General features: G+C 39.6%; 11 protein-coding genes. 4 read left to right on the top strand and 7 right to left on the bottom strand.

From position 1 onward, the window contains the following. Positions 1-106: 106 nt before the first annotated feature. The 3 genes from garR to garD form a co-directional block, all read right to left on the bottom strand. The gene (gene garR, locus BMY14_RS05305) at positions 107-991 is read right to left on the bottom strand and encodes a 2-hydroxy-3-oxopropionate reductase (RefSeq protein WP_091829863.1); all 885 of its coding nucleotides are present in this window, start codon (positions 989-991) and stop codon (positions 107-109) included. Positions 992-1,004: 13 nt separating this feature from the next. Further along, positions 1,005-1,895, bottom strand: a complete 891-nt coding sequence (gene dapA / locus BMY14_RS05300; RefSeq protein ID WP_091829861.1) for a 4-hydroxy-tetrahydrodipicolinate synthase — start codon at positions 1,893-1,895, stop codon at positions 1,005-1,007. A gap of 61 nt (positions 1,896-1,956) precedes the next feature. Beyond that, positions 1,957-3,489 carry a galactarate dehydratase gene (gene garD, locus BMY14_RS05295; protein WP_091829859.1) on the bottom strand — a complete coding sequence of 511 codons (1,533 nt, stop codon included), beginning with the start codon at positions 3,487-3,489 and terminating at the stop codon, positions 1,957-1,959. A 281-nt stretch (positions 3,490-3,770) separates the two neighbouring features. Between garD and BMY14_RS05290 the strand changes: the two genes are divergently transcribed. Together BMY14_RS05290 and BMY14_RS05285 are read left to right on the top strand one after the other, a co-directional pair. Continuing rightward, on the top strand, positions 3,771-5,717 hold the full coding sequence (locus BMY14_RS05290; RefSeq protein WP_091829857.1) for a sigma 54-interacting transcriptional regulator: 1,947 nt from the start codon (positions 3,771-3,773) through the stop codon (positions 5,715-5,717). Positions 5,718-5,905: 188 nt separating this feature from the next. Beyond that, the gene (locus BMY14_RS05285) at positions 5,906-7,051 is read left to right on the top strand and encodes a glycerate kinase family protein (RefSeq protein ID WP_091829855.1); all 1,146 of its coding nucleotides are present in this window, start codon (positions 5,906-5,908) and stop codon (positions 7,049-7,051) included. A gap of 138 nt (positions 7,052-7,189) precedes the next feature. Here the strand turns inward: BMY14_RS05285 and BMY14_RS05280 are convergent, their stop codons facing one another. From BMY14_RS05280 to BMY14_RS05265, 4 genes are all read right to left on the bottom strand, one after another. Next, positions 7,190-8,068, bottom strand: a complete 879-nt coding sequence (locus BMY14_RS05280; RefSeq protein ID WP_091829853.1) for a chemotaxis protein CheX — start codon at positions 8,066-8,068, stop codon at positions 7,190-7,192. Between the two features lie 58 nt (positions 8,069-8,126). Then, complete coding sequence (locus BMY14_RS05275) at positions 8,127-8,510, bottom strand: response regulator (RefSeq protein WP_019552442.1); 384 nt, start codon at positions 8,508-8,510, stop codon at positions 8,127-8,129. Between the two features lie 40 nt (positions 8,511-8,550). After that, entirely contained in the window at positions 8,551-11,763 is a 3,213-nt protein-coding gene (locus tag BMY14_RS05270; RefSeq protein WP_091829851.1) for an ATP-binding protein, read from the bottom strand. A gap of 163 nt (positions 11,764-11,926) precedes the next feature. Then, the gene (locus BMY14_RS05265) at positions 11,927-12,211 is read right to left on the bottom strand and encodes a hypothetical protein (RefSeq protein ID WP_091829849.1); all 285 of its coding nucleotides are present in this window, start codon (positions 12,209-12,211) and stop codon (positions 11,927-11,929) included. 208 nt (positions 12,212-12,419) lie between these two features. Between BMY14_RS05265 and BMY14_RS05260 the strand changes: the two genes are divergently transcribed. Next, positions 12,420-12,719: a helix-turn-helix domain-containing protein gene (locus BMY14_RS05260; RefSeq protein WP_091829847.1), complete on the top strand. Its 300-nt coding sequence runs from the start codon at positions 12,420-12,422 to the stop codon at positions 12,717-12,719. 46 nt (positions 12,720-12,765) lie between these two features. Beyond that, a complete protein-coding gene (locus BMY14_RS05255; protein WP_091829845.1) occupies positions 12,766-13,347 on the top strand; it encodes a DJ-1/PfpI family protein in 582 nt (193 codons plus the stop codon). Positions 13,348-13,366 lie beyond the last annotated feature (19 nt).

Below are 13,366 nucleotides of genomic sequence, written 5' to 3'. Positions count from 1 at the left end.
CCCATGCATGAGTTGAGTAATAATTTTCTATTTATTATGATAATTCAGTTAATATTGGAAGGTAATGCCGACAAAGCGCTTCATCTGCATTACCCTATAGATTTACTTATCGTTTGACTTCCACATGAGCCAGCTTTTCATAATATTTTACAATACTGCTATGATCGCCTTCTTCTAATCCATCCGCCCGTACGGCTTGCATAATTTCCATTACACTTGCCGTAAGTGGGAGCGACACACCTACTTCATGAGATGTTTCCAACACATTTTTAAGATCTTTTATATGAAGTTTAATTTTAAATCCAGGATCAAATTTACGATCCATGATAAGTGGTGCTTTCGCATCCAATACCGTACTTCCCGCCAAGCCGCCCCGAATTGCCTGATAGACCAGTTCCGGCTCTACGCCAATTTTGCTGGCAAGAACAAGGGCTTCACTCATGCCAGCGATATTAACAGCAACTATAATTTGATTTGCGAGCTTTGCTGCATTGCCCGCCCCAATTTCTCCAGTACGAACAACCGAGCCAGCCATCGTTTTTAAAATGTCATAATACTTATCAAAAATCACTTGTTTTCCACCAACCATAACGGAAATCGTACCATCAATGGCTTTTGGTTCGCCACCGCTGACCGGTGCATCAAGCATATCCACACCAATTTTTTCAAGTTCTGCAAAAATATCGCAGCTTGCCAGTGGTGCAATCGAACTCATATCAATGAGGACACTGCCTCTTTTTGCACCTTCTTTAAGCCCGTTTTCCCCCAGCACAACTTCTTTTACCTGGGGTGAATTTGGCAGCATCGTAATGATAACATCGGTTAACGCAGCAACTTCTCGCGGTGTTTCAACAACTTCGGCGCCAAGTTTTTCTAATTCCGCAGCGGCAACAGGATTGTGATTTGATACGACCAATTGATAACCTGCTTTGATAAGATTCTTACTCATCGGTTTCCCCATAATTCCCAAACCAATAAAACCTATTTTCATGTCAAAGTCCTCCTTATTTCTCTATTGCACCAATTTGTACAAGTATTTTGCGTAGTTTTGTTTGATTTTCTTCCGTCATATGCTGAATCGGACGTATCGGATGTCCGACATTTACGCCAAGTATATTGAGCGCATCCTTTGGTACTACAGGAAAACTTCCTAAACTATAAGCATTGCGAAACAGAGAAAGTCTAAATTGCGCATCCAGTGCTCCCTGCATATCACCCGCCATAAACTTGTCATAAATTTCAACAACAAGCTTAGGTACAACATTAGCAGTGCCAGCAACACAACCCGTACCACCATAAACCAGCGTAGCCAGAATCATCGTATCTCGACCAGCCATAATACTGAAATTTTTATTTCTTGTTCGGCGAATATATTCTGAAGTAAGCGTCATATCACCACTTGTATCTTTAGCCGCCACAATATTTTCAATATCAGCTAACCGTTCTACAAGCCCGGCGGACATATTCACTCCCGTACGCTCTGGATTATTATAAACAACATTGGGAATATTGACCGCTTTGGCAATTGTGACAAAATGATCATATAATTCTTTTTCATTTGGCGTAATAAACATTGGCGTAAGTACCGTAATGGCAGCAGCTTCATAATATTTTGCCATTTCAGCCAGATGAATGCACTCCCGTGTCGTAATCGCGCTAGCTCCAACATAAACTGGAATACGCCCATTTACCTCATCCATCGTAATTTCAACAGCTCTTTTTTTATCTTCAAAGCTCAAGCCATAAAATTCTCCAGTACTGCCAATAACAAAAACTCCATGGACCCCCCCTTTTATAACATAATCAATCAATCGACGCAGCCCTTTTTCATCCAGTCTTTCATTTTCATCCAGTGGCGTAATTAATGGTGGTACAACACCTTTTATTTCCAGCATAATATTCGCTCCTCTTTTCTACAAAATTTATTGTTATCTGATTTTACATTTTCCTGCAGTATCAAGTGATTGGTGCCGGATTAAAAAGGCAAAGATCGTTGTACAGTTTCCAATGTTCCGCCCAAGATTCTTTTTTTCCACTAGCGATCTCAATAATAAGCTCGAAAATTTCTTTGCCGACTTCTTCTATTGTCGCCTCGCCCGTTGCAATACGACCAGCATTAATATCAATAATGTCTTGCCACTTCTGCTTAAGCTCATTTCGTGTTGAAACTTTTAATACAGGTGCCAGAGCCAAACCATATGTTGTTCCACGCCCCGTACTGAACACCTGCAAATGCATGCCGGATGCAAGCTGCATCGTACCACAAACAAAATCACTTGCTGGTGTCGCCGCATAAATAAGACCTTTGCCCCTGACCTTTTCGCCTGGGGCAAGCACATCCGAAATCGGCATGGATCCCGATTTGGCAATAGATCCTAACGCCTTTTCTACAATATTTGCCAACCCGCCTTTTTTGTTTCCTGGTGCAGGATTTGCACTTCGATCAGCACCACCGAGTTCAAGATATGTATCATACCACCGCATTTCCTCAATAAGACGCTGCCCCACTGCTTGATTTGCCGCCCGTGGCAGCAAAAGATGAATACCATCACGAACTTCCGTAACTTCCGAAAACATTACCGAAGCACCACACCGAACCAATAGATCCGCTGCATAACCGATAGCCGGATTCGCCGTAATACCAGAAAAAGAATCGCTCCCCCCGCATTGCAAACCAACAGCAAGATCTGATAACGGACAGGAAACTCGACGTCGTTTCTCCAATCGTTTTAGGCATTTTTCTGCTGCCTCGACAATACTCTGTATCATGTTTTGATAGCCATGTTCCTCTTGTAGTACAATTACTTCGGGATGCGTTCCTTGGGCAATAAGCTGTTCCGGCTGCAATTTCTCACAGCCCAGTCCGACAATAAGCAGCTCGCCCCCTAAATTCGGATGAGTTGCCAGATTTTGCAAAGCGCGAATAGGCACTTTCGCTTCTGGCGCATGAATTGCCACGCCGCAGCCATAACTATGAGCTAAAACCACAATATCATCCACATGCGGATATTTGTGTAAAATATCTTGTTTTAATTTCTCAACTGCTTTATTCAAGACACCCACAGCACACTGCACACTAGGCAAAATCCCCAAAATATTACGTATACCTGCGGTGCCATCCTTATTACGATACCCAGAAAAAAAATACTCTTTCTCCATAGGTTCTATTTGTGTCTGTACTGTGTTTTGCAAAAGTAACGTGTCTAAGTCCGGTGGCGTTGGCAAACTCATCATAAATTCATTCACCCAATTTCCTGCTGAAAGATCTTTATTGGCATACCCGATCACCTGGTTATAGCGAATAATTTCTTCATCTTTTTTAATATCTCGCAAAACCACCTTATGCCCCTGTGGAATATCATCTTTCAGCTCAAGCCCGAAATCAAAAATTGTCCCTTTTGGCAGCCCACCTTCATTCACAACAATAGCGACATTATCTTCAGCAGAAACCTTTATGCAGCGTGCTATCTGTTCTTTTTTTGTATTCATAATTGATCTCCCTTATTTTATAGATTAAAAAAATGATATGGCAAAAAATCTTAAAACTATATTATATGATACGCCATCTTGTCTTGCCTGATTCTTTATATTGCATTTTCCATGCCAACACAGAATTGGCGAATTTAAAGGTTGTATTCTGTAAATTTCGCTAAAAATTGTAGCACATATACTACAATTGAAGCATTTATATAACATTTGATGTATTTTTGCTTTTCCTTCGTAGTCTAAAAATGATAAGATATAGGGAACAAATGAAAGAAGGTCTCTGTATGGCAAAAATTGCATTTATCGCTCCCGATCAAATCCTATTAAAAAACAGTAAACAGATTGCTATGGAACTTGGCTGTTATGAATATACTGATTTTTATTTTTCTCAACTGAATGATGCCGTCAGTCTTGCTCGTTCTTTAGAAAATACCGATGTAGATGCTATCATTTCACGTTATGGCACAGCATTTCTTCTCTTAAATGCCAAAATCAGCATTCCTATCGTTGAAATCATGATCACAGGTCAAGATCTGGCACAGGCATTTTATGAAGCAAAAAAACTGGTCCACCATCCTCATCCCCGGCTGACCTATCTTGCCTTCGAAAATATGGCAAATGACATTATTCGTTTATCCAACATTCTCGACATTGATTTGCGTGTTTTAAAACTTAAAACTTCTGAAGACATCCATAAAACAATCGATCATATCTCATTAAAAAACACAGATGTTTTAATGGGTGGCGCAAATGCTGTTAGTTATGCAGCAAGTTGTGGATTTCTCACCCAGCTTGTCCAATCAGGAGATTGTTCTTTGCGCGAAGCCTTCAAATCTGCTCAAAAAATCCTTTTGGCCCGCAGCAGCGAACGGAAACGCACCGAAGAATTCCGTACAATCGTAAATTCTCTGAGGGAAGGTATTATATGCGTTAACCAAGAAAAAAACATTCAGTTCGTCAATTCTGCCGCCGAAATATTTTTACGGCAATCACAAAAAGAACTCACAGGGAAAAGAATCGACGAATTTAAGCATCATCATCTGTTACAAGAATGCCTGCCATTTATTGACGACTGCCTAAAAAACGGACAGAAAATCATCGACAAAATTCTTAAAATCGGTCCTTTCTGGATTAACTTCAACTTTTTACCCATCATCGTCAAACAAAAAATCATAGGTGCCGCAATTACATCCCAGGATGTCACTCAAATCCAAGAAATGGAAATCAAAATTCGTAACGAAGTTCTGACAAAAAAATTCATTGCCAAATACCACTTCAACGATATCTTAGGTGAATCCCCTCAAGTTTTTGAAGCAAAACGAACCGCTGAAGAATTTGCCAGTGTTGATACGACCGTATTGATTTTTGGCGAATCAGGCACGGGTAAAGAATTATTTGCGCAAAGCATACACAACGCCAGCAACCGTGCCCACGGTCCATTTGTTGCCATCAATTGTGCAGCACTGCCAACAAATCTTTTAGAAAGCGAACTTTTCGGTTATGTTGATGGCGCCTTTACTGGAGCACGACACAAAGGAAAACAAGGACTCTTCGAAATGGCTCACCGTGGTACAATTTTTCTCGATGAAATTTCAGAAATGGCTCCGTATGGACAAAGCCGGTTGTTACGGGTATTACAAGAGCGCCAAGTTATGCGGCTTGGTGATGACAAATATATTCCGATTGACATACGTATTATCGCCGCAACAAATAAAAAACTTACAAAACTAGTCAGCGAAGGTGTTTTCCGTCAGGATCTTTTCTATCGACTCAAAGTTCTTACGGTTACGATTCCTCCCCTGCGGCAGCGCACTGGTGATATTTTATACCTCACCCAGCATTTTCTGCAGCACTACACAGTGAAGCATCAGCGCCCACACGAATTAGATCGTTCAGCAACCGTATTACTCGAAAATTATAATTGGCCAGGCAACATTCGCGAACTGCGTTACTTCATTGAACGCTTGGTTATTATCACCAAAGAATTCCATATCAATGCTGCCATTCTGGAAAAATATTGGGATGACCGTACCGATATTTGTGAAAATAGTGACTTTGTAAAATCCACTACGCCACTACCTGAACGCAGTGAAAAAGAAACAATCATACAAGCAATTGCCGATAATCACGCTAACATTTCAAAAGCTGCCAACCAATTATCTATGGATCGCAGTACCCTCTATCGCAAACTCAAGACATATAAAATTGAAATCAAAAAACGCTATACATAAGATCACTACAATTGATGCACAATTTAAACATTTGTAGCATTATACTGTGGTATAGCTAAAAAATCAAAACCAGACACCCTCGATTTATTCTCCTTTTCAGTTGGCATAAATTTTGCTTCTTATTATTAACGGTTCCTATAAAACAATCATCTTATGAAAAAAATTTTATAGAAAAAGGGGTAAATATCATGCATATTATTACAGCGCCAGATTCATTCAAAGGAAGTCTCACCGCCAGTGAAGTGGCCACCGCTATGATCATAGGTATTAAACGTGTATTTCCTACAGCTAAAATAGATAAAATTCCTATAGCTGACGGTGGTGAAGGTACCGTTGAAGCGCTTATTACTGCAACCAAAGGGAAATTTATCGAAACAATCGTAGAAAATCCACTTGGCAAACCAGTTAAAGCGCTCTGGGGAATACTTGGCGACGACAGTACTGCCGTCATTGAAATGGCGACAGCCTCTGGACTTTTATTAATAGCAGAAAAAGACCGCAATGTCCGCTTAGCCAGTACATATGGAACCGGACAGCTAATCAAAGCTGCACTTGATCAAGGAGCAGACCGTATCATCATTGGTATAGGCGGCAGTGCCACAAACGATGGTGGTGCTGGCATGGCTTCAGCCTTGGGGGTCCGTTTTTTTGACGCTGCGAATCAAGTTTTAGCTAAAGGCGGAGCAGCACTTGCCAAGCTCGATCATATAGATATGCAAAAACTAGATAGCCGGCTTATCCATACAGAAATCCTCATTGCCAGTGATGTCAACAACCCGCTTTGCGGCGAAAAAGGTGCCTCTGTCGTTTACGGTCCGCAAAAAGGTGCCACACCAGCCATAGTCAAAGAATTAGATGCTGCACTTGCCCACTATAATGAAATTGCGAAACGAGATGTCGGTATAGATGTCAACAGCATGACTGGCAGTGGTGCTGCCGGTGGATTGGGTGCGGGGCTTATTCTATTTACTTCAGGAAAAATGAAAAATGGCATAGAGCTTATCCTTGCCGCACTTCATTTTGATAACCTCATTAAAAATGCCGATTTGATTATTACTGGTGAAGGACATACAGATTTTCAAACGGCTCATGGTAAAGCTCCCGTGGGAATTGCGCAATGCGCAAAAAAATACCACATCCCTGTTATTTGTCTTTCCGGTGCACTAGGAAACGGTGCCGAAGAAGTTTTACAGCAAGGTATTTCGGCTATCACAAGTGTCCCGCCCGCCCCAATGACACTAGAAAACTGTATGAAAAATGCAAAAACACTTCTTGAAAATGCCACAGAGCGCACCTGCCGCCTTCTGCAAATCGGCATGCAGCTAAAAAAATAATATGATTCAACGCCTCTAAATACAACCCATATCGAAGGATTTTCACTGCATACTCTATTTTCAGGCAAAAAAATGTTGAAGCAAGCAATTTTATTTTTGCTTACTTCAACATTTTTGTTTATTTCATACACTACCTTTTTACGCCAAAGATAATATAATTTCAAAATCACCAAAAGAAGTGGCTGTGTTTACACGATAATTGACAGCTTTGTCTATCTCACCATCTTGCTTAATAACAACCGGCGGTTGTAAATCCGTCATAAGTCCGCGATCAGATAAGGAACTGCAAAAAACACCATTATTAACATTCAAAAATTCGCCCACACTATCCAACGCCAGTTCATCAACGCGCGTAAGTTTCTCACCATAAAAACGAGCTGCAATTTCTAAAAGAACAGATTCTTCCATGAGGAAGCCCGCCGACAAAGTGATATCTCCAATGATCTGCTGCGAAACGAACCATTTTGACTGCGCTGCTTTACCTGTACTATTTTGTATAAAAATGAAAGACGGATCATCTAAGAACCGGACTGCATTACGCTTTATCAAGCCCACATAATTATATAGTAAATCCGCTTTATCAGCGGCTGAGGAAAAGTCCACCAATTTCTTAATAATTTCTGTTTCATCTTCCGTCTCTGCATCGCTTGTAGTTATGCCATATTCCTCACGAAAATCACTTAATGCAGTTTCGACCGCGCTCAATGTCATATAATTTTTGTCGGTTATGGCTTGCATAATACTAAGATGTCCTTCTTGCTGTGAAGTCAATAACTGGTCGACCTGCACACTTGTCAGAAACCCCATCGCTACTGCCAAGTCACCAAATCTTTGATCTCTTGTCCGCTGCAAATTATGAATATCTTCAACTTGTGCCGCAGTCATCACCCCAACGTTAACAGCAAGCAGACCTAGTTTAACCTTAACACTCCGTTCAGCATCTAATACCTCACGCAGCTGAACATTGTTCAGAATTCCTTTATTTAATAAATAATGTCCGAAATACTGATTTAGCATACTATATCGCCCTCTCTTCCTTTAAGAAACATGTATAACAAGCTTGCATTTCACAAAATCAATGCGATTCGGCAAAACCGTTCTGCTCCAATACCATTTCCAGAACCGATAATAATTTATCTTCATGAATTGGCTTTAAAACATAATTTTTTGCCCCATTTTGCAAAGCTTCAAAAACGATATGCTTTTGACCTAAGGCACTTACCGCTATAATATTTGCCTGTGGATCATACTCTAAAATCCCCTTTAGGGCATCAATTCCACTTAATCCTGGCATTGTGATATCCATCGTTACTAAATCCGGCAGACATTTTGGGTAATTGTCAATCGCCTGTTGACCATTTACTGCTTCTTCAACCACCGCATGTCCTGCTTTTTCAAGTATTCTGCGCAATGTGTTTCTCATCATCATAGAGTCATCAACAATCATAATCCGTGCCATGTTAATCTTCCCCTCTTAATTTTACATATTTTTATTAGCATTAAAATACTAAACTTAACGTAATTTTCCCCAAATCCGTATCAAGCAGCCAAGTTGGTGTTTCCGACTGAGGATACTTCGCTGAAGCATCTTCCGCCACAATACTAACCAGGGCTTTTGTTGTAACAACCCCAACCCACTCTGGTACTTCTTTGAGTGCATCCGCAAATATTTGCTTCGCATAATACGATAAGATCGTTTCAAGTTTTTGCCCCGGTGTCCCGTCACTAGCTTCTTCCAGCGGATACTCATCGGCTAAATATTTTACAACCGACTGATCCGCGCTTAACACCATTCGACAATTACCTATTCCATTTATCCCTAAGAACGTGGTCACTTGGCGCAGTTTTAATTTTCCGCCATCAGCAGATTCTATATATGTGCAATTATTCAACTGCAGCCCAGTATTTTGCTTAAGCAAAGCTTCTGTTGCCCGCACCAGAGGATTTCCCAGCTGTCTGATGGAATAAGATTGATGTTCTTCAATTTGTGTAAATGGTAAGAAAAATTCAAATTGCGTACCTTTACCCCATACTGTATTAACTTGCACCGATCCATTCAATTTTTCCACTTCCGCTCGTACTGCCGAAAGACCAACACCACGACCGGCTAGTTCACTAACATCTTTAGACTCTGAAAACCCATCTGCAAAGATCAACATGATGCTCGCTGTATCATCCATACGCTGGGCTTCTTCTGCGCTACAGATGCCTTTTTTGACAGCAGCCTCGCGAATATGATCAGGATTCATTCCAGCTCCATCATCGGATATAACAATCGTCATTCCCAATGAATTTTCTTTAATGGCACAGGTTATTTTACCAATTTCATCCTTACCTTTTTCCGCTCTCTCTTCAAACGACTCCAATCCATGCGTGATGGAATTGCGAAAAACATGACCCAATGATTTTATAAAATCATTATATCGCAAAGGATCGACAAGTGTATCACTGCCTTCAATATCAAAAGACTGGATAGCCTTCTCATTTCGTTCAGCTAAAGACGTGACATATTCCGGATAGGACTGCAATAATTTTTTGATTGACTGATATCGCAGCCGATGTAAATCCGGCAAAAGTACATTGCATTCATCGTAAGGTAAGATTCTTTTTACTTTCTCCTCGATTTCCAGCAATCGCTGATTATCAACAATCAGCATATTTTCCTGCTGAAAAAATTCATCACCCAGTTTTTCTTTTAACAAATTCAAGTCTGCCTCGAGCCAGTTAATCATAACGTATGATGTAAAATCATTAAGCTTTTCTTTCAGCTCTTTGCTATCTAATTGCATAAGTTCTTTGGAACGAATTTTCGCCAGAATACTCTCCATATCGTGCAATTTCCCCATGATATTTGCCATATGTAATTGTCCAAATGTACCTTTAAAGGTATGTACCATCCGAAATATGGCTGCTAGTATATCATTTGCTGTCTTTTTCTCATTCAGCAAGCTCGGCATTCCTTCTTGACAAAAATCTGTATATTGACTAACGGCGGCAAAAAAATCAGCTGAATGCGTTACTACATGCACAATCATCGCCAAAATATCGTGTTCCTTCTGCACGTTATCTTCCATTGTCTTTTGCAATGTCAAATCGGTAAGAATCAGCATAATGCTGCGCTCTTTGGTATCCTGTTTATTGTCAATCAATTTATAAGCCATCCCGATATAACTACTGTCCAAGACAATTTCTTCCGGTAACAAAGAAAAATACGGGTTTTGCAAAGACTCGTTTTTCTCAGCCAAAATCTTTTTAAAGATAGCCTCTAAGAACACCTGTTGGTCACGATCATTGGGGTAAATTAACGCTGGTACTGATTCTCCCACAATTTCCCGAGCGAAAATCGTTGTACACTCTGCACTATATTGTCCACTAACCAATAGATCTTCACCAAAAGAGAGAAACCCCTGTCCTGCATGATCAAGAAGGTTTCGCAAAGATGCAGTTCGTGCTGCAATGTTCTGCTCTAATTTTTGGTTCCATTCTTCCAACTTTAGATGAGATTCTTGTACTTCTTCATACATTTTCTGCAAAGAATCCAATGTATTGTTAATTGAATGGGTCAGTGCTCCCATCTCATCGTGTGAATAAATCTCACCGCGAACACTTAAATCCCCATTTCCAACCTTCGCCATGACCTTTGACAACTGATACACAGCTTTACGAACTGACATATCAAAGCCCATGAAAAGATAACAAACCAACAACAAGATGCCTACAATAAAGACGATTACGAGGTTTCGATATTGTAAATATTGGTTGATCCGTAAAACAAGTTCCTGATCAATAGCAACTAATTCCGCTTTATGTAATGCCTCAATATTTTCAATCGAATGCTTTCCCATCGTAGTCAATAATTGCTTAGGAACCGGCAACCCCTGCTGTCCAACTGTTTTTTGCTCAATATTCCAAGCAAAAATCGGCACTAATTCAGTAACTGGAGTCTGTAATTTTTCCAACTCAAACTTTATTTTCGGATTATGACGAAATACCTTATTGGCTGCGCCTGTTGTCTGTTCCAAACTAGAACGCATCAACCCCGCAACTTGCAGTATTTGGTTTCGGCTAGTCGAAGAAACATTGCCCTCATACAATTGAATAGATAGTCCCTGCGCCATACTTACGGTCTCCGCCGTTTTCGGTAATTTGCGCAATACGGAATCAACTAGATAGGATGTGTCAAAATCAGAATCCATAGCTAGATTTGACTCATAACCAACATGCTGCATCAAATCCGTTATTTCACTAATCCAGCGGCTGTCCAAATCAAATACAAGCTGCGCGCGACCAGTATCAGACTGCAGCGTTTCTGCTTTACGCGTCAACCAATCCTGCTGTACAATCTGCAATTTCCAAGTTGTATCCATTTGACCCGCTGTCTGCTTATCGACTGCTTCCACCGCAGCCAACGTTTCATCCACTTTCGCTTGCTGAGCCAGCACATCCTCCGGCGGTACTTTATTGCCATGAGAAAAATCATACTGGATATTGCGATATGCCTGGGCCTCATTAAATAAATCCGTCAGCTTGGTGACGTATTCAATGCCCCCTCGTTCCCGAATGGCAAAATCGATATTTTTATTTAATTCCGATACCAGCATATAAATTAATACAGCTGCCTGCAATACAATCAATAAGCCAATCATGCCAAATTTATAAGCATATTTCAATCGATTCATTATTTGAACTGCAGGCTCAAGCAGCTGTTTCATTAGCAAACCTCCTACACTGTTTTATTATAGTAATCAAATAAAAATCGTTTTCCTCTCCATTTTTATTGAATGATCATCATGCTTATAGTATACTTTTAAAAGTTTAACAGTTCGTTAACAATATATTAATTTTAAGTTAATTCATGGAAATAGTCGCACCTATTCACCTTCGTACTGGCGACCATACCATGGACTGAACTATAAGCTTTATCGCATCCGAAAACCCTTGGTTATAATATATATCTTCTGCCGTCACTTCTCTGTACGAAAAATTATCACATAAATAATGAAATACTTTCAAATCTTCTCCGACTAACGTTTTATCAAGAATATCAACCATTTGATTATTCTCTGCATACAATTTACTATAAAGGTTCGATACATCTTCTAAATTTTTGCCATCATGCACATTTCGTAATGCTTCTGTTATTATTTCAAAAATATCCATAATTCACCCTCCTGTTTTTAGTAAATTTTTTAATTGTTAGCCCGTATAAGCAAGTAATGCTCAGCCATAGCGTATTTTATACGTCAGTATCTATTTATTATAATATTACGTTTTTTATACGCCGTCAATGTTATTAATACCATATTAATGTATTAATAACATTAATATTTTATAATTAACGTAAAAGAAACATTGAGGAGTATACGAAATGTCTACATTTAAAGAACAATTCAATATTTTATACAAAAAATCAAAATTATCTCAAAAAGAATTTGGCATAAACTTCAACGCTTCGGCTGATCAGGTATTTAATTGGAGAAATGGTCGCGGTGAACCTGATATCGAAACGCTAAAAAAAATAGCAGCTGCGAACCATGTAAGCATTGCCTGGTTAATTGGTGCACACGAAGATACCGATAATGAACTAAGTCTTTTACCACTAGAATTAAAAGAAGAAGCTAAAAATTATATTGAGTACCTGAAACTTAAAAATGAACAAGTAAAATAACAATTGCTGAACAGAACATTCTGTAATTGCATGATGGGGTGTAGTTATGAAAAAAATATTATTATTATTAGCTAACGGTTTTGAAGCATATGAAGCGAGTGTTTTTAGTGATATACTGGATTGGAATATGGTGGAAGGTGATGGATCAACAAAATTAGTTACTTGCGGCGTACAAAAAAAATTGATTTGTACAGGACATTTAACCGTTATGCCTGAATTGCTAACCTCTGAAGTTGATGTAAAAGAATTTGATGCATTAGCGATCCCCGGAGGATATGAATCGTACGGCTTTTATAAAGATGCCTATTGCGATGAATTTTTGTCCATAATTCAAAAGTTCAGCCAATCGGGAAAAATAATTGCCGCGATTTGCGTTGGTGCCTTACCATTGGGAAAAAGCGGAGTTTTATGTGGGCGTCAAGGAACGACATATCATTTGAATAATGGTTATCGACAACAGCAATTAGCATCTTTTGGTGTTAATGTTGTTAATCAAGCAATGGTAATTGATGGAAATATCATTACCTCTTCGTCACCAGCAACAGCTTTAGATGTGTCTTTTAAACTATTAGAAATGCTTACGTCTTCGGAAAATTGTCGACGCATAAAGCACTTGATGGGATTTTAGGTTTTCTCACTATTTTCTC

It is taken from the genome of Propionispira arboris (genome assembly GCF_900109225.1).
Classification (GTDB): Bacteria; Bacillota; Negativicutes; order Selenomonadales; family Selenomonadaceae; genus Propionispira; species Propionispira arboris.
Note: the sequence above shows the minus strand (reverse complement) of the source record. Positions and strands in the feature narration are given on the sequence as shown.